Origin of the sequence: Vibrio sp. TRT 1302 (assembly GCF_050113875.1) — a bacterium.
GTDB lineage: Bacteria > Pseudomonadota > Gammaproteobacteria > Enterobacterales > Vibrionaceae > Vibrio.
Genome location: NZ_JBNJOF010000008.1, coordinates 1 through 18,481, shown reverse-complemented (window position 1 = coordinate 18,481; position 18,481 = coordinate 1). Strand labels below are relative to the sequence as shown.

At 45.4% G+C, this 18,481-nt stretch carries 11 protein-coding genes; 5 read left to right on the top strand and 6 right to left on the bottom strand.

Going from position 1 to position 18,481, the window contains the following annotated elements; translation table 11 throughout:
• Positions 1-164 precede the first annotated feature (164 nt).
• Together ACQEXP_RS11700 and ACQEXP_RS11695 are read left to right on the top strand one after the other, a co-directional pair.
• On the top strand, positions 165-1,235 hold the full coding sequence (locus tag ACQEXP_RS11700) for a DUF3541 domain-containing protein (RefSeq protein WP_426970009.1): 1,071 nt from the start codon (positions 165-167) through the stop codon (positions 1,233-1,235).
• A gap of 372 nt (positions 1,236-1,607) precedes the next feature.
• On the top strand, positions 1,608-2,783 hold the full coding sequence (locus tag ACQEXP_RS11695; RefSeq protein ID WP_426970007.1) for a GGDEF domain-containing protein: 1,176 nt from the start codon (positions 1,608-1,610) through the stop codon (positions 2,781-2,783).
• Here the strand turns inward: ACQEXP_RS11695 and ACQEXP_RS11690 are convergent.
• On the bottom strand, positions 2,764-3,051 hold the full coding sequence (locus ACQEXP_RS11690) for a hypothetical protein (protein ID WP_138972711.1): 288 nt from the start codon (positions 3,049-3,051) through the stop codon (positions 2,764-2,766). The genes ACQEXP_RS11695 and ACQEXP_RS11690 overlap by 20 nt on opposite strands.
• Positions 3,052-3,344: 293 nt before the next feature.
• Positions 3,345-3,629 (bottom strand): pyrimidine/purine nucleoside phosphorylase, encoded by a 285-nt coding sequence (locus ACQEXP_RS11685; RefSeq protein ID WP_426970005.1) that lies wholly within the window; start codon positions 3,627-3,629, stop codon positions 3,345-3,347.
• A 379-nt stretch (positions 3,630-4,008) separates the two neighbouring features.
• Here ACQEXP_RS11685 and ACQEXP_RS11680 point away from each other — a divergent pair, with 379 nt between their 5' ends.
• Positions 4,009-4,449: a DUF2850 domain-containing protein gene (locus ACQEXP_RS11680; protein ID WP_269375760.1), complete on the top strand. Its 441-nt coding sequence runs from the start codon at positions 4,009-4,011 to the stop codon at positions 4,447-4,449.
• 4 nt (positions 4,450-4,453) lie between these two features.
• Here ACQEXP_RS11680 and ACQEXP_RS11675 read toward each other — a convergent pair whose 3' ends face one another.
• On the bottom strand, positions 4,454-5,821 hold the full coding sequence (locus ACQEXP_RS11675) for a TrkH family potassium uptake protein (RefSeq protein WP_426970003.1): 1,368 nt from the start codon (positions 5,819-5,821) through the stop codon (positions 4,454-4,456).
• The gene (locus ACQEXP_RS11670) at positions 5,818-6,480 is read right to left on the bottom strand and encodes a potassium channel family protein (protein WP_269375762.1); all 663 of its coding nucleotides are present in this window, start codon (positions 6,478-6,480) and stop codon (positions 5,818-5,820) included. The genes ACQEXP_RS11675 and ACQEXP_RS11670 overlap by 4 nt, the downstream gene beginning before the upstream one ends.
• A 195-nt stretch (positions 6,481-6,675) precedes the next feature.
• Here ACQEXP_RS11670 and ACQEXP_RS11665 point away from each other — a divergent pair, with 195 nt between their 5' ends.
• Positions 6,676-7,773, top strand: coding sequence for a mechanosensitive ion channel family protein (locus tag ACQEXP_RS11665; RefSeq protein ID WP_426970000.1), 1,098 nt, complete (start codon positions 6,676-6,678; stop codon positions 7,771-7,773).
• 30 nt (positions 7,774-7,803) lie between these two features.
• Here the strand turns inward: ACQEXP_RS11665 and ACQEXP_RS11660 are convergent, their stop codons facing one another.
• Entirely contained in the window at positions 7,804-9,051 is a 1,248-nt protein-coding gene (locus tag ACQEXP_RS11660) for an MDR family MFS transporter (protein ID WP_426969998.1), read from the bottom strand.
• A gap of 375 nt (positions 9,052-9,426) precedes the next feature.
• Between ACQEXP_RS11660 and ACQEXP_RS11655 the strand changes: the two genes are divergently transcribed.
• Entirely contained in the window at positions 9,427-10,041 is a 615-nt protein-coding gene (locus tag ACQEXP_RS11655; RefSeq protein WP_269375766.1) for a TetR/AcrR family transcriptional regulator, read from the top strand.
• A gap of 52 nt (positions 10,042-10,093) precedes the next feature.
• Here ACQEXP_RS11655 and ACQEXP_RS11650 read toward each other — a convergent pair.
• The coding region (locus ACQEXP_RS11650; RefSeq protein WP_426969996.1) for a cadherin-like domain-containing protein at positions 10,094-18,481 on the bottom strand (8,388 nt) is incomplete at its 5' end.

Below are 18,481 nucleotides of genomic sequence, written 5' to 3'. Positions count from 1 at the left end.
TTTGGGGTTGATATCCAACTATAGCTGAACGAAAAAACAACGTTTATGTAGCGAGCATGTAAGCAATCAAACCTTACTTATATCTGACCCTAAGCTTACATTTAAGGAAGGAATGGCTGGTATTCTGCCACCATACCCTAACACCATTTTTTATAGGTTATACCATGCATAAAAAGCTGATTGGCTTGTGCCTTAGTGCAATCCTCATACATACACCGACCGCCTCGGCAAACACAGCGAGCTTTGAAGCATCCGCCGATCTTATTCGCAATACGTATGAAAGTCAGCTCTATACCCTCCCAGCCTTTAAAGAAGGGCACTACGGCTTAAGAATGTACCGTCAAACGCTCGATGACAAATATTCCGCCGCGGTTTGGAGTGATATGGCCCGTGTCGCAAGTCGACTTAATCGTTTCGCAGCCGAAGTTCATACCCCAGAACAAATCTTACTTTACTCTGAAAAGCGCCTTTCTGGCTACTCTGATGAGACGGATGAAAGAAGCATGAGGCGTTATAGTGTCACAAAACACATGCCTGAATATCTCTACCTTGGTGTTGATTTACTGGGTTCGATGGCACGCGCCAACGAGTATGGTCTAAAACACAAACAAGACGATATGCTTCGTTCAATTATCCGTCGATATGACTTTAGCAAGTATGCTACAGACCAAGAGATGATTAAGGCTTGGGCCGCACAGCTAGCCAATCAGGTCTACTGGCTAAGGCAGCTAGGTGAGCAAGATGTTGTCGATAATTTTACTACCGCATTTAAGCAAGCCTATCCAGAGGTGGAAGACAAAAAACTGTCTAACCAACAATACGGAAACAAACTCTATGGTATGACCCATATTATTTTTGGTGACTCTGAATACTATCAACATTTGGTAAGTGAAAAGCAGCATCAGTGGATTTATGACTATTTCCGCCAAAATATCGATACCATTCTCATTCGAGCCAAAGAAGACGTCATCGCGGAAGTCGGTATCACGTTTCTACTCGCTGGACTCGAAGATGATCCTGTCGTAGAAAAAACTCGCTACGCTATTCAAAAAGCGATAGATAGCGACAAAGGGATGATTCCTTCAGTCACCGGAGATTTCGATATCACTTACGGGGAACATCGTAACGTCCTGGCGATCATGTTGCTTGATTGGCAGAAGGTCAATGAGGCTCCAACAGTTAAAGGCCAACCTAGCGTTTTCACATCCCTCCCGTATGGGCTTATCCCGCAATAACAACTTTAAATCCACCAGCCCTTCTCTTTGGGCTGGTTTTCTTCCTCCGCGGAGGCGAGACATTGCGCACGAAAACCTCCGAAAGTGATAGATTTATTTATTATAAGTATCGGCAATTCCATAACAATTCCAAAAAAATCAATCACGCTGTAATCCGTCAATAATCTATCGGCATAAATAATTTATGCGTGAATACAGTCGCTTACATATGCGTCAAAACTCAGTACAACTAATACACCTCACAATTAATAAGCGACTCGTATCATATAAATTACTGATTACTCTTATTTTTGCGAATTTCATGACTCGTTCAGACTTTATTTTTTCTTCTAGACTTTGCTTGAGGGATTACGTGTAAAGGATAATGACTATATGCCACAATTTGCTGGGCGACAGATAGCTGAGATGGCGGATATCAGAGCAACGCGCAAGAGCAGGCTTGTGCTACTCTGTTCGATTATTGCCATTCTGATCTTGCTTAGCTATGGCGTGTTAAGGCTCACCACTCAAGACTACTTCTTTGCATCGGTGAATTTTTTCTCAGCCACCGTGTTAATAGTTAATCTCTACTACTTGTTCAAGCACATGCGCCACAACCACTGTGACGTGGTTTTAAGTGGGATATTATTGTTTCAAGCCACTTTACTACTGATTTATGGTGAGCATGTGCCAGATCGGATTCTATGGCTTTATCCAATAGTGGCGGTGCTTATTTTCGCCAACAACTTCAAAACCGGCGCGATTTTAAGCTCAGGTTTGTGTGTTGTTGCTGTTCTCGCGGTCCTTTTCGCACAAGCTTCCCCTTACACTACCGATGCTTCTCAGGGACGCTTTGTGGTGAGTTTGCTTGCGCTCTGCGTACTCTGCAATGTCGCCGCTTTCTATTACTCTAAAGTGATGAAATATGTGCAAGATCTCTATAAAGAAGGGATTGAAGATCTCGCTTATTTAGATCAACTCACTGGACTTGCTAATCGATGGAGCTTTGAAAGTTGGGCCGCTGGCAAACTAGAAGAACAAAAGAACAGCAACAAAGTGACGGCAATGGTGTTTCTCGATATCGACAACTTTAAAGCGATTAACGACACCTACGGGCACGACGTTGGTGACCGAGTCTTACAACATCTTGCGAATCGACTCAAAAACAACATCCGTAACAAAGATCGTCAAACCGACAGACATGACTATTCTATTGCGCGTTTTGCAGGTGACGAGTTTGTTCTACTGCTCTACGATGTAAACTCGATAAAGGATTTGGAGGGTATTCTGAAGAGGATATGTCACTTGTTCTCTGACAGCTATCAAGCATCTGAACGCATTAATGAACTCACCGTCAGCGCAGGAGTGGCGCTCTATCCTCAGGATGCGACTAACCTTCCCGAACTCACTCGTTGTGCCGATAAAGCGATGTACGCCGCCAAACATAAAGGCAAAAACCAATACCGATTTTATCGTGGCTATGACAATGCCTTGCAAAACAGTGGCGAACACGCCGGTGACTCGTCTAAGGTAACACCAATAAAAAAGTTTAACCGGTCATGTACATAAGCCACAACGATATCGCCATTACCACGATTAACCAAGCCGCATAGCGGATCGTATTAGGTTTATCTCGCTTTGGTGTCACAATAGGTCTAAATGCAGCTTCGCGAGCAGCTCTCGCAGTCGCAGCAATCGTTCCTCTTTCGACTTCCTCTTCACGACGCTTTTGCGCTTTGTGAGCAACCTTGCCAAAGCGGTGCAATTGGTCGGCCGTCAATTCCTTACTTGGATCATAACGACTATGGGAGTCAGTGTGTTTTGGTACAACAGCCATAAGCACCTCCTCTCAAGCTTATTCTTCTTTAATTATAGCCAATAGTTACATTAATAAAATTGATAATAACTGAGGTTATATTCGAGATTTCCGATTAATTATACGTAAAACTTGGCTTAACAAGCCCTATAAATGTTGAGCAAGTTTTATACCAGATGATCAAAGCTAGGTAAGATATTGATTTAAAGGCGATGGGACGAAAGAGAAGCAGGCAATCAAGTCTGGGGTTCAATTTGATTGTCAAAATGGATGGGCCTGAAGTCATTGCACTAATAACCTCAGGCAAATAAAAACTAGCCTAAGTACTCACATAAGTAAGCCGTTGAGACAGTAACTTTCAGGTCAAATGAAGAGTCACTTTCGACATGGAACGATGAACCCGCCTCATAAGTCACCCACTCGTCTTCACCCGCTTTTTTAACTGTAAGCGCACCCTTCACAACTGTCATGCGCTCTGCTGCAGCAGTACCAAAGGTGTACTCTCCAGGCGCCATTACCCCAACGCTCGACTCTCCGTCTTGTTGAGAAAAACCTAGTGACTGTACTTGTCCTTCGAAATAGCTGTTTGCTTTGATCATTTCATTCTCCATGGATAATCCGTCATAGAAGCAAAACCTTGTTTTATATGAATTGTCTAATTTCAGCAACCACTATACCGATTGAAGAGAGTAATAACGGCGGATTCCCTCACTAACATATGGTCAAAGAGTACGTTTAATTATCGACAAATAAACCATAGGTAAAACAAATCTCTAGTAATGGCGTACAAACAAACTTAACTCACTTAATTCAGTGGTTACAAACCGTTGGGCTAGACTGTAAGCAATATGCAGAAAATTCGTACATTGTTTTTTGGGCAGAGGTTCAAAGATTAACAATGCAAAATTATGCTACGCTCTATCCTTTACAAGCTCACGTGCTGTTTTCAATCAATACCTAAGGCGACTATTAGCTGTTATGACCAAGAGTTCTGCCATAAAAACCGCCGCTGCCACTATTTTTGTATTACTCGCTCTAGGATTCTCGAGTCTGCTTTACTTTAGTTACCAAGACTATGTTCACCCGAAGCACGTCTACGGGCGATGGATTGAAGTAGGAGCGCCACCTTATCAAACGGAAGTTCTGACGTTAAATGCTCAAGGGGTCTTTAGAAATGACCGACTTATCGCGACCCAATTTGACTTTGATGGTAAGCGGATAACAGTCAGTACAGGGGGAGGAACCTCTGTCTATCAAGTTGCTGGTACGTTTAACTCACCACAGTTGAGGCGTCTCCAGCCAAACAGCCCGACTCAGCGTTTCGTGAAAGAGGGATACGAGAACACCATTGATATGGATGGAGGCGGTTCAGCGAAGAATCGCCGTTCCGCCCTTTCAGACCACTTTAGCGAAAAGTAATCTTTTAACCCGTAAGAACCATACCCTCGGGATGCTTGACCAATGTCGGCTCAGGGCGTGCCAGCATATAGGCCAACGTTAACGGCCCAATTCGACCGATTATCATCACAACGATCATGATGTATTTCCCCGGCTCTGATAATTCAGCCGTTAGACCCGCTGTAAGCCCCACCGTTGCAAACGCCGAGATGGTTTCAAACATGACTTTGTCAAAACTCGCCTGTTCGGTAATCATCAACAAAAACATCGCTATGGTTAAAATCGCACCACTCACGACTATAATCGCCAAAGACTTAGTCACCACAGGCCAGCCAACAGTACGCTTAAACATGACCACGTGCTTCTTCTGACGAAGGAAAGCCCAGGTAGCCACGAACGCCACGGCAAACGTTGACACTTTTATCCCACCACCAGTCGAGGTAGATCCCGCGCCAATCAACATCAGAATAATCATGATGAGCAAAGCGGGCTGAGTAAAGTGTGCTAGATCGACGCTGTTAAAACCTGCTGTTCGAGAACTCGCTGACTGAAAAAACGCCGCGAGCCATTGACCTGATGGCGTCAAGTTCGCCATGGTTGCTGGATTCGATTTTTCCAGCAGCCAAAACAGCAAGGTACCAACCAAGAGTAATGCAGGCGTGGCGACTAGCATTATCTTGGTATGCAGTTGCAAGGTGCGAAAACCTCCTCTCCAATTGCTAGATACGTCACCAATAACCGTAAAGCCTAAGCCGCCAAGAATGAACAGTGCTGAAAGCGTAAAGATGATCCAAGGGTCATCAACAAAACTCATTAGGCTGTCTGAGAACAAAGCAAAGCCAGCATTGTTGAACGCTGAGATTGCGTGGAACATCGCATAAAACAAGCCCTCACCCCAACCCAGCTCAGGCACCCAACGAAATGCTAGCAACGCAAACCCAATCGATTCGGCAATACAGGCAAAGATGATGATCCGCTTCACCAGCAGTCTCAGGTTAACTTGTCGGTCTTGCCCCAATGCATCTTTAGCTAACGCTTGTTGTTTTAAGGTCAGCCTCACTCCAAACATATAGAGTAGAACCGCAGAGAGGGTCATCTGGCCTAAGCCACCAATCTGCATCAACAGCATTAACAAGACTTTACCTGCATGGGTAAAGTGCTCAGCCGTATCGACGACGCCCAGCCCAGTCACACTGATGGCGGAGGTCGCTGTAAACAGTGCATCCGTGATTGAAAGCCCACTCACTGAGAACACAGGCAGAGTGAGAAGCACCGCTGAGGGTATCAACACACTTAAAAAACTGATCAGAATAACTCTCGGCTCTGAGCCTTTACTCTGTTTTTTCTCGGGGTCTAATGCGTAAAACAGATCCCTTCGACTGAACGGACTCATAAGGAACTCAGCTTTCTCGATAAGGTTTCACTAGGGCCAACGATAATGATCAGGTCACCAATCTCCAACGTTCGATCGAGATCCGGTGCCTTGGTGATATTCGGTCCACGTTTAAAGCCCAGCACTTCAACACCTTGCTCCTTACATAAAGCAAGATCACCTAGCGTCTTCCCTAATAAGCGGGAACCAACCACAATTTCGGTCATGGCAAGATCAGAGCCCAATTCTTGAAATTCAAGCACTCGTTTATCAAGCATTTTTCGAGCAACACGAATCCCCATATCACGTTCCGGCATAATGACATGGTCTGCGCCTATTTTGCTTAGTATCTTCGCATGGTTTTTATCATTGGCTTTTACCCAGACAGTTTTTACCCCAGCCTCTTTGACTACGAGAGTCGTTAAAATACTGGCATTTACGTCAGAACCAATTGCAATCATCACCATGTCGTAGTCGCTCAATCTTAGCTCGGCAACCGTCTCTTCTATCGCACAGTTCGCCACTAAAGCTTGCGTGACAAAACCCGCAACGGCCCTAACTCGATCTTCATCGATATCAATAGCCAAAACCTCGGCGCCGGATTGTTGCAGTTCTTGACAAACAGAGAGGCCAAATCGACCTAAGCCAATCACTGCATATTGTTTATCACCTGATTTCATGGTTTTACCTTATTAGAGTAACGACTAGGTTTGACAGTGTGCTCCTGACGAGTTCGCTTATCAAATTGAATCAGATATTCTGACATCGTTTTAACTTTCATGTTTATATTCATAGACCTCTGAGCATAATGTCACTAGTTTGGGTATAGGCAAACCCTTATACTTATGCCACAACAGAAAGAAATTGAGTCAAAAATGAACGAGTTAATCACATATTTGCCACAACCACTGGCGACTCTGCTGCAAAGCTGGGACACCAATGTATTACTTATCACCATCGGCAGCTTCATCGCATGGATTGCTTGGCGCATTGTCTACAGTCGACTAGAAATTTTGGTCAACAAGACTCGGTTTCATTGGGATGACCTCACTCTTCACGCCCTCAAAACGCCCATAAGCACATTGATTTGGTGCTGGCCTGCGACCATTTCCTTAGGATTTGTCCTCGAAGATTACATGGGGTCGAAACTCAATTGGCTAAGTACCTTGAAGCTTATTTTGGTCATCGCGATCTTCGTTTGGATCACTATGCGTCTGATCAACAATATCGAAGAGTATGTACTCAGCAAAAAAACGCGCGATGAAACCACCGTTCAAGCCGTTGCCAAGGTGTCACGCCTATTCTTTATCGTCATAGGCGCATTAACTGTGATGCAGGCGTTTGGCCTCAGTCTGTCGGGTCTGTTAACGTTCGGTGGTGTCGGTGGCCTGATCGTCGGTTTGGCAGCAAAAGATCTGCTCTCGAACTTCTTCGGTGGAATGATGATTTACTTCGATCGCCCGTTTAAAGTTGGCGACTGGATCCGCTCTCCCGATCGCCAAATTGAAGGGACGGTAGAGAGAATTGGCTGGCGAATGACCATCATTCGTACCTTTGATAAACGTCCAATTTATGTCCCAAATTCTGTATTCAGCAATATCGTGGTTGAGAACCCATCACGTATGCTCAATCGACGCATTAATGAGAACATCGGCATTCGCTATAAAGATGGGGCGAAGGTTGAAAAGATCGTCGCTGACATCAAGTCGATGTTACAAAAGCATCCCGATATCGATACTAAACAGACGTTGATCGTCAACTTCAATGGTTTTGCGCCGTCATCTCTGACTTTACTGGTCTACACCTTCACCAAAACAGTCAACTGGATTCGCTACCACGAAGTAAAGCAAGATGTATTGCTGCAAATATACGATATCATCCAACAAAACGGAGCGGATATTGCGTTTCCAACCCAAACGATTCAGTTGGAACCGCAACACGCTGGCGAATCAGAGGCACAACTTAGCAAGTAGTTAACGTCTTCAGTAGCCCGATAATTCGGGCTACTGTATCGCAACCTCTCTTTCTACGCGATCTTCTGTTCTTGAAGCGACGGCGTAAAGCCATATCATCGTCAAACAGATTGCAAAACAAAGACCAAACAACCACCCTGCGCCGAACCATTCAATCATAAATCCACCGAGGATAGGGCCAAACGCAAAGCCTAGTGAATAGAGCGCTGTCGCACCAAAATATGAGCCCCTAAGGTGTGCTGGCGCTAATCGGTCAATCTGAACATTGAGTGTTGGAAAGGTGATAACTTCACCCAAGCTAACGATAAAACATGCCACAGCCCAACCGATTGTTGAGTCGTTGGGTGAAATAATAAAGGCAAGTTGTCCAGCTGCAATTAACACCATCCCGATTCGAGTCCGAGAAAAGAGTGGTACGCGTTCTAGCATCTTGAGTAATGGAAACTGGAGCAAAATGATCGTCGCACAGTTTACGACCATTAGCATTGCGACCAATCCAGCCGCATCTTCGATACCACTGCGCACAATCACCTGTGGTACTGAAGATTCCAACTGAGCGTAAACAAACATCAGTAGTAAGTTTGCAATCAGTAGTAGGACAAAGACTTTATCTCGGGCAATAACTCTTAGCGTTTGGCTAAAATTGGGAAGCAAGGTTTTGTCTGTGTGCTGATGAATCTTGGCGCTTTTACGTTCGATACCAAATAGAATCCACAGTGCATAGAAAAGATGGGTGAATCCAGTAATCAGAAACAGGCCTTGCGGTTCTGCCAACGCGAGTGTCACCCCAATAAGAGGTCCAACTGCCCCTCCGATATTCAGCAGAAAGTAGCGCAGGTTAAGGGCCAGTTCTCGATCCTTACCATCAGATAAAGAGTCGCCAATCACCGCTTTGGCCGAATCATCAATCATTGGTCGCATCATGCCCGTTACCAACATCAACAGGCCGAAATGCCATAACTCGCTAGCCATCGCAATGCCAGTATAAGCCCCAAATCCAAACACACAGCCGATGACCATTAACCACTTACGGCCAAACTTATCCGACAAATAGCCTGAGTACACTCCCGTCAAAGAACCAATCATGGCAGAAGCCGCTAACATGGCCCCCACTTCTATCGCTGAAGCGTCATAATCTTGATACAAGAACACAACCAAAAAAGGCCAAGCCATGAAGTAGCTCGTTCTCGCTATAAGCACGCCAATCAGTACAGTCCAAACAGGCAAGTTAAAACGTCTGATTCTCTGCCATTCAAATAGACTCTGCTCTTGTTCCATGTGCTACTCCCTAAGCCAACCTGTTTCATATTGTTCAATCAGTATACAAATAATAAATGGAAACAAAAGTTTTATTAGCGAGAATATAGAAAAGCCTGCAAACAGCAGGCTAACAATAAAAAACCATTATTTATTATGAAGTTAATAATATGATTTTTGAGTATTTAACTGAACGTTTGCGACATCTAACTGAGGCTTTTGCCACCAAAACGTTGTTTTCATCTGCTCAGTGACGTCAACGGTTTCTCCGACCATAGGTGTCACCAAATTGGCCCCACTCAACTACCCAAAAAAGTAAACGATGGTGTATACTTTAGACACTGCCAAACAAAAAGTAAACACCGTCGTTTACTTTTTAGCTGTTAGGGTAACTAAATGATTAAAAGAAGTGATATAAAACAAGAAGATATCATCAAGTCTGCGATTGAAGTTTTTTCTAGCAAAGGGTTCGATCAGGCCAGCATGGAGGGGATCTCTAAACACGCAGGTGTTTCTAAACGCACCCTCTACAAGTACTACCCAAACAAAGAAGCTCTGTTTGACGTCATCGTTGATAAGCTGATGTGTCGCTTTGATGACCAGACTACCGTCGAGTTTGAGCCTGCACTCCCGCTCGACCAACAGTTGCTCGATTATACGCTCAAGCAGATGTGCTATATCAGTAATGAAGACTTTCAAATCACCGCTCGGTTAGTGATGGCAGAATGTATACGCTGTCAGGATACATCGAAGGTGTTGGTTGCCAAGTTTGAGTCAATCGAAGATTCTTATGGCTTACAACGTTGGGCTCAGCAGGGGATTGACGCGGGTGTTCTTGACATACAGGATGTCTCAGCCGCTATTGAACAGTATATTGGCAGTATCAAGGCTGTCGTTTTCTGGCCTCAGTTGATCGCCCATTTACCACCTCCAACCTGTCAGCAAGTTGAACAGGCAGTCAGAATGGCTGTTGCAAGTTTTGTCGCCACTTACCAGATTGGTTCCAAATGATCTTAGCGCTTTAACAACAAGAAAAACGCCCCTCATTGAGGGGCGTTGAACGTTAACTGTTGTTGTGAACCATCACATGTTCCAGTAGTGATGAGACCATATCAGCTTGTGACAATGCACCGAAGTCACTATCCAACTGATGGGCGAGGTTCTCAACCAGAATCGATTGCTCCTCTGCACCTGTACCTGATGGATGGATATTGAGCTCAACGTTGTCACCATCCACCTTCACATCAAGATGTTCAAGTAGGCTATTCATATCAAGCGTATTTTGCTTCAATTCAGGGAGCACTTCGCGCAGGTCAATCCTATCGCCTTCACTGACATCAAAATCTTTAATGGTGTCGACTGAGCCATCATCGATATGATCCCAGACAAAGGTATCCATACCCGTACCACCAACAAGAATATCCGAGCCTAAACCACCATAAAGTGTGTCGTTACCATCACCACCGTCAAGTTGGTCATTACCGGCTCCGCCAATTAATACATCGTGTCCTGATCCACCCTCAAGGAAATCACTACCACTACCGCCCGTCAGCGTGCTATTTGAGCCACTGCCATCCAGACGAACCGCTTCAGTTTCCGATGCACGGTTGATCTCTAAGTCAGTGATATTGTTGACCACATTCAAATTAATTTCGATGTGGTTGCTTGACGCAGCCTGATCAATAACGCTGCCATCTTGCGCAAGCTCCTGCGATACTGCGGTGATTTGCAGTGTATGATCTCCTTCACTCACACCTTTAATGACTAAGCCTTCAATTGCCTGCGATGAGACATGCCATACGTCTCCGACATGTGTAACTTCACCAGTGGTACTGTCTATCGTTGCACCAGCAGGAACATCTTTCACTTCTAACGTAAGCGCTTCGCTAGTATCGGTTAATGCCGCCATAATGCCGAGAATCGCGATTCCACTCGCACTCGCGCTTTGAGTAGCAGTAATGTGCTTGTTGAAATCATATTGTTTTTCTAGCGAGAGCTGGGGAACGTCCGCGATACGATTAACCGCAATAGTGTAGTTTTTCGGATCAGCTTCTAACGCTAGACCAGAAGAGTTCCAGCTGTCTTTCGCGGTGACTTCTAAATCGACCTTATTGCCCGACACAGAACTCGCATCAATGAAGACGCCAACATTATTACTGCTTGGTTTATCAAGTAGCGCATTCAGATCATCAAGCGTGCCCGATAACGTTAACGTACCACTGCCGTTACCCGTCGCCGTGATATTCAGTCCCGCAGGAACGACCAAAGAAAGCGTCCCTTGGCTGACACTTAAAGTCACCGTCATAAGATCATTGGCAGATGCACCAACATAGTCAACATCACTGACTGAGATGCCACTTAGCTGTTGGTTTACATCTTCATTAATCTGCGGCGTAATGTCGTCAATATCCAATACCGGCTTATCGTTGACTGGCGTAACGTTAAAGCTAATTTCAGCGCTACCTGTTTTATGGTCAGCAGATCCGTTCGTTGTTCCATCGTCTTTCACAACATAACCAATTCGCACTGGACCGTTGTAATCTTTTGCCGCTTCAAATACCCAAGTATCGCCTTTTTGAACTAGAGTACCCTTACCTTCGACAAGAGTCAGACTTTCAACGCTGATTGTATCGCCTTCTTTGTCGCTGGTTCCATCGATAAGATCTTTTATGCTGATGGTTAAGCTGCCTTCTTCTGTAATATTCCCTAAAGCGAAATCTTTCGGCTCAGGCGCATCATTAACCTCAGTAACGTTAATGATGAACGTGGTCTGATTCGTTGACGATGTCGTGCTGTCACCTGAAATGACCGCACCATTGTTCCCACCATCGTCAACCATCGCTGTCACGGTAACCGGGCCATTAAAGTCAGCTTCAGGTTTAAAAATGACTCGACCAGCCGCTAACGCAGCGTTGATATCCGCCAGTTTTCCTATCGCAACCAGACTGCCATCAGCCGCTATCGTAAAGCTGACATTAGCATCACTCAGGAACTCTAACTTGCCAGCATCCACTTGCAAGGTAAGCTTATAGCTGGCATCCGGATGATCATAAGTGGCATCGATGTCAGCGATACCAAACTGGTTGATCGCAAGACCACCCACTACGTCTTCTGATGTTTCGAGGCCAACAACGTTGACAAAAGTCGGCTGGTCATTGACTGGATCAATCACCAAATCAACGTCAAATTCAGATTTAGGCCCTAAAGCACCATTGTCTACTGACTGAACTGAGATATGAATCGGTCCATTAATTCCTAATGCATTGCCCGCATCACTGTTGTGCTGACCAGAATTAAAAATGATCTTATCCAACTGCTGGGCCTTGACCTCAAGCGTCCAAACACCTGTGGCAGGGTTGTAACTCGCTGGCGTACCATCTGGATACAAAATGGATGCATCTTGTGGAACGTTGGTCACTTCGACGCGAAGGGTTTCAGGTGCATTTTCATGGATCACACCACCATTGGCAGACAAAGCCCTATCCACAACTGAAGCATTAATAGCGATATCGATATTAGTGCCTTCATTGCCCGTCACCGAATCAGTCACATCGGTATCAACAAGGTCACCTTCAGGTAGCACGGTCACGACAAACTTCGGCAAATTACTTGCTTCAGTTGGGACACCCAATAATGATTCTTGAGTAAATACCTTGATACCGAATTCAGCAGTACCGCTGAAATGCTTGGGTGGAACTACCGAAATATGTGATAAATCAAGGCTATCACCACTACCGGCAGGCAATTTGACACTCCACTCTCCATTGCCATTGTTTTTCACCGTGTAGCCACTGGCTGGATCCGCAGTAAACAGGAATCCATCCGGTACGTTAGTAAACTTAATCGATACAAATGTTTCAGAGCCATCAGTGTCGGTGAGTGAAACAGAAACGCTTCCTGAACTGCTCAATGAAATCGGATGATCTTCCGTACCCGTCAATTCGATTGCTTGGTCAGGATGCGCTCCTGGGCCTGTAACAACCACGTCATCGACAACAGGCACCACTTCAAACTCGACACTGGTTGAAAAGTTGTCTGTATGAGAGGTCGTCGTTGATGTCCCAGTTTCATTAAAGGTCGCTGTATCAATCACGGTACCTGTAATATTGATCGTGACCTTGTTATCATTGTTGCTCGTAGGGTAGTTGTGCGTTGGTTTAAACAACACATTGTCTAACGCATGCGCTGCTATCTCACTCTGAGAGAAAGTAACCTGAGTACCCAGCTCTTTGAATGATACACTGCCATCAAGCGCGACCACTTTCTCATAGAAAGCGCCTTCCGCAGGGGGAGCGAGAGTCAAAGTGATAGAGCTAAACGCTTCACTGCCGAACTCTACACCACCGTTGTTGGTATCGCCGATTTGTTGATCAAAATCGAGTTGAATATAGCTATCTTCATAGCCAACTTTGTCTGCGATACCATCACCATTTTGATCAATAAGTTGACCAGCGCTATCAAGTGAACCTGTCACTTCGACGCTAACTGTCGGCTTGTCGCCAGCCACATCGGCGATCGGGTCAACTTTGATAACAATCTGTGCGGAGGCCGTTTTTTCATCGCCTGATGCAGTATCTTTAGTGATGACCGTGATTGGCAACTTGAAGTCACCAGAGTAGTCTTTTGGCAGATTAAGCATTAGACCATCAAATGGTTCCACCACACCTTTATCTGATATATGGGTCTGGAATACATACTTACCGTCAATAAAGTCTACTTCTGCACCGACAATGTGAAGCGGATACGAGGTACCACCGATCATCACATGACTATCAATGATTATCGTAACCTCATCGGCAGACTCATTGCCCTTAGGTGGGTCGAAGGTAATGATGTTATTCAATTGATGACCTAAATCGACCTGAATATCCTCAGTTCCAGTGATAATTTCATGTTCATCAATCGTAATGGAAGCCGCCACCTCATTGCCTGAATTCACCAATTCTGGGAATGAAAGCTCTAACGATGTTTCACGACGATCTACCAGTGAATTTTCATGGGCGTCTTCACCTTCATCAATAACCCGAGTGTAGACCGTTAAAGTGAGCTTGTTGTAGACATTCGGTTGATTTGGCTGATCAGGGTGAAAATCCAGCCCGTGAGGTGCGCTAATACTGAAGTTGTCTTTATTTAGAATCATCCAACGACCATCACCTTCATAAGCGGCCCCCGTCACCACCAGTTGGCTAAGAACAGCCTCAGACAAAGTATGACCGTTTTGATCGGTAAGATGGATAATGACCTCTTGTACCGACTCAGTCGATGAAGCGTCGGTGTTATGGTACTTAACTACATACTCGCCACTTGTACTCGTATTATCACTGTTCGTCGTAAATTGAATTTGACCTTTTTTATCTGCCTGAATTGCCGTCTGGATAACATCGCCCGCTTCATTGGTCACAACCAGTCTGTTATCGACTTTATCATCAGGCTCTACGACAGGGCGTACCTCAACATGAACCGAACCGGTAAGAGTTGCCGTTACACGGCCACCTTCACCAACAATGTTGTCGCTCTTGTACTCGTGATCGCGCTCTTCTATCTCAACTTTAGTCGTCAGATCAAAGTCAGTACTCGAGTCTTTCGGCGGAGTAATTTGAATGTAACCAGGCTTTAAAGCTTGTTGAGTAAAATCACCATACGGCTCCGTGCCTTTGATCTCTATCGTTCCCGACACAACCGTGACCGCCTGACCACCTACTGTCACAATTGAGCCATCCGGGATGCCACTAATCGTGATAGACGTAAAGTGCTCATCGCTGTCTGGATAGTCTTTACCCTCTGGATACCAATTGATACTAATCGCAGCATCTTCAGAACCAACAGAGGTGTTATTTTGGTAATTCAAGCTGGTATCAATCACTGGCTCAACATTGACTCGCACAATCTGCTCAAAGCTACGGCTATGGCCATCGTTTTCAGTCACGATAATCGTGGCTTTCAGATCGATATTCTCTGTTGATGAAGCAACAGGCTTAATCACAATGCCAGTCTCGTTAACATCGCCTGTGATGTTAGCTTCGTAGATAGGCTTGTCCGTATCTGGTTTACCGTCTGGTCCGGTTTCATAACCAACAAAGTTCAAATCAATCACAGTGCCATCGCTGTCTTCTAACACAACACCATGAGGGATGTTTGATAGTAGAACCGTTACAGATTCGGAAGTGTCATGCTCGTTGTCAGCATGCTCACCAGACTGGATCGTAAATTTAAGCTCGGCCGCTTTATCTTCTTTGATGGTGATTTCAACTCCATCAACGCCATTCTCACTGAAATTCGTCCAGCCTGAACCGATCGTATCGCCTTTTGGAATGTCGACGACACCCTTCACTTCAACGTTAACCGTTTTAGTACCTAACACTTGCTCATTGACCTGAGTACCGGTACTCAGAGATGCACTGTCTTTCACTACACCCGTGACATCAAATTTGAAGTCATGATTGCTGTGTAGCTTTGGAACAACTTCTACGTTGTTAAGCTGGTCATATGGGATTTCTTTGTAAGTAATTCCGTTAACCGTCACTTCTGTAATTTGACTTGCACCGCTACCTGCCCAAACCAACTCAGCACCTTCGGTGATACCTGAGATGCGTACATAAAGCGTTTCAGAGCCATCGCTGTCTTGCGATGGTGACATGGTAATCACTTCATTAAGGGTAAACGGATCTCGATCAGTTGTCGGATCAAGTGTGTCCTGAGTGGCTGCATTATCTTCGAAGATATTGATACGATTAACGCTGAAGCTACCTTTGTCGGCTTGCGGTGCAACATCGAAGATCAATTCTTGTGGTGCAGAGTGTGCCTCCTTTTTACCTGATAAAGGGTTTCTAGTCTCAGTGCTCACTGCGACGGCTTCAAGCTTAATCGTACCCGAGAAGTTATCAACTGGATTGACCTGAATGGTATTAATATCTGCCGATGAGACATGGTAAACACCGTTACTATCCGGAGTCAGTGGGTGCCCATTTTTGTCCACAAGCTCGAAATTACCCTCGCCTGCGGTTGCTCGAAGTTCATAGCTTATTGTCTCTGGTCTAGTTTTATCTTGCGTCACTGCTTGAAGTTCGAGAGTAGCGTTGTCACCATCTTCGGTTAGCGAGTAATGGTACTGGCTATTGGCATCATTCCAAGTTGCGATATCGGCGACACTTTCAATCTCAATATTGAAGCTAGAATCAAGGGTATGGTCTTTGCTGCCATTATTATCAATTTGCAACTGATAGTTGATTTCAACCTCTTTGTCATTTGTCGAGAAGTTTCTATCCGGCACAAAGTAGAGGTTATCAATCGTCGCAATGGTATGACTGCCATTCTGCGTAAAGCTTTGCTGTAGAACCGAACCACCAAAGATAATATCGCCAGAAGCGTTGGGTTCTAACTTGTAGAACACACCATTTTCTTCGTAGTAGAACGTGCCTCGGTGCTGACCCGCCTCAATGGTCAACTGGCCAATATCCTCTGCGTTATCCCTATCAAACAGATCAACCGATAGCGCTACTTTTGCCGGTGAATCAGCCAGACCAGTTTGATTATCCTGTAGATTTTCCCACTCAGGCTCATCACCCGAGGCATAGTTGATTTGCGAGTCGCGACCAGCATCCTCAAAAGTGACAACCTTAAGCGCAATCGGCTCAGCTTCATGGTCGGTGATGGTGATATCCAGTGGCACCACTGACGTATCCTTATCGCCATCAGTTGCCGTGATATTGACTGTAAAGTTGATTTCATCTCCGCTGTGCTCAAGGTCTTGCGCCGCTGAGAACGTGACTTGACCATCGGAGTTAACCACTAACCAACCGATATGACGCTGGCTAACCTGACCATCGGAGCCTGTAGTCTGTTCAAATACAAACAGGTCTTGAGCACCTGGCTTCAAATCTACCACGCTGGTGTAGCCGCCATGTCCATCGCCAAATACGATTTGTGCACCATGGCTGTCTTGAGTCCCTTCGATCTGGGTCAGAGAAGCATTGTCGGCGCCTTTATCAGTCTGGTTGGCAAACATATTGACCCTACTACTCCAGCCTTCTCCCTCTTCAGCGGTAAGCGCCTGTCCCGTTAAGGTCGGAATATCATCCACCACTCGAATAGGCAAAGTAATCACATTACTCTCATCGCCGTCAAAGTCAGTGGCTGTGATAGTGAAATCGATCTGAAGAGTGTTTTCTCCCGCTCCCGCAAGGTGATCGAGTGATTTAAGCAACTCAAAGCGGTAGCTATTGTCAGCTGCATTAAACGTAATGGTAAATACCGCGTCACCACTCGCCGTTTGTGCTGTATAGCTAAACTCAGTTCCGTTTTGAGCAACCGGTCGCCATGTAAGAGCTTCACCACCGCTGGTTAAATCTTCAAGTATCTTATCGGCATCGGCGAGTTGATATTTAACGACGCTATCCGCGCCTTCAGTAACGGTGAATGAACCAGAGACGTGAGTGCTGTGATCCTGGTCTGAGCCCACTCCAGATAAGTCATCTTCATCGACTTGTCTATCACCAGTCGTACCAGTCAAAGTTGGTTTGTCATCGGTTACTTCAATAGGCAGACGAATAGGTTGGGATTTATCCCCATCACGATCAATCGCTACCACATCAAATGGGATGGTCAAACTATCATCACCCTGAGCATGATCGAGCGCTTTAATTTGGCTATAGGTGTAGCTGCCGTCACTGGCTAACTCAAGCGTGAAGACCAAAATACCGTTGGCAACGCCATGATATACCGTTGGCCCCGTCGACAAACTAACATCTTGAATTGTGACAGCAAAACCACCTGATGTAAGGCTATTTTGAGAGTCGCCAATGTTAACTAGTTCATACTTAACAACCGTGTCAGCACCTTGAGTTGTTTCAAACTCACCAGTAATGACAGCCAGACCTGGTGAAGAACCGGTCGCGGTATCATCTTCGTTGACTTTAAATTCGCTACCATCTGCAAAGCCATCTATCTTGGCAAGATCATCACCGATGTTGATCACTAACTGGCTTGTCGCTGAGTGGTCGTTATCGCTGTCTACTGCGTAAACCGGGATACTTACGGCAACACTATCTTGCCCCTGCGTAGGGTGGTCGACTTCTTTGTACAAGGTGACGCTGTATTGACCAACATTACTCTTATCTAGTGAAATGGTGAATACATCAACTTTTACGTTATTCTCCGTGATGTAGCCGCGATAAACACCGTCTGAGACTTCTTCCAGCTTCACGGTCTTGCCTTCTGAGGTCAGCGTCGATGCGTTGTTGAACACTTTCACATCAATGCCCATCGCGACGACTTTGTCACTGCCTGTGGTGAAATCAATCAGACCCGTGGCGGTGGTGTTCGTCCCCCCAACCTGTGAGCCTTCATTCAGCCCTGCCTCAAACACATCGACTGACGTGATGCTGTTAATCACCGGATTTTTGCCGTCTGCGATCGCCACATCCACGTTGCTGGTTAGCGTGTCCCCGTCTTT

What these genes read in the sequence shown, in the direction of transcription:
- ACQEXP_RS11700 (WP_426970009.1), top strand. Translation starts at nt 165, where the DNA reads ATGCATAAAAAGCTGATTGGCTTGTGCCTTAGTGCAATCCTCATACAT.
- ACQEXP_RS11695 (WP_426970007.1), top strand. Translation starts at nt 1,608, where the DNA reads ATGCCACAATTTGCTGGGCGACAGATAGCTGAGATGGCGGATATCAGA.
- ACQEXP_RS11690 (WP_138972711.1), bottom strand. Translation starts at nt 3,051, where the DNA reads ATGGCTGTTGTACCAAAACACACTGACTCCCATAGTCGTTATGATCCA.
- ACQEXP_RS11685 (WP_426970005.1), bottom strand. Translation starts at nt 3,629, where the DNA reads ATGATCAAAGCAAACAGCTATTTCGAAGGACAAGTACAGTCACTAGGT.
- ACQEXP_RS11680 (WP_269375760.1), top strand. Translation starts at nt 4,009, where the DNA reads ATGACCAAGAGTTCTGCCATAAAAACCGCCGCTGCCACTATTTTTGTA.
- ACQEXP_RS11675 (WP_426970003.1), bottom strand. Translation starts at nt 5,821, where the DNA reads ATGAGTCCGTTCAGTCGAAGGGATCTGTTTTACGCATTAGACCCCGAG.
- ACQEXP_RS11670 (WP_269375762.1), bottom strand. Translation starts at nt 6,480, where the DNA reads ATGAAATCAGGTGATAAACAATATGCAGTGATTGGCTTAGGTCGATTT.
- ACQEXP_RS11665 (WP_426970000.1), top strand. Translation starts at nt 6,676, where the DNA reads ATGAACGAGTTAATCACATATTTGCCACAACCACTGGCGACTCTGCTG.
- ACQEXP_RS11660 (WP_426969998.1), bottom strand. Translation starts at nt 9,051, where the DNA reads ATGGAACAAGAGCAGAGTCTATTTGAATGGCAGAGAATCAGACGTTTT.
- ACQEXP_RS11655 (WP_269375766.1), top strand. Translation starts at nt 9,427, where the DNA reads ATGATTAAAAGAAGTGATATAAAACAAGAAGATATCATCAAGTCTGCG.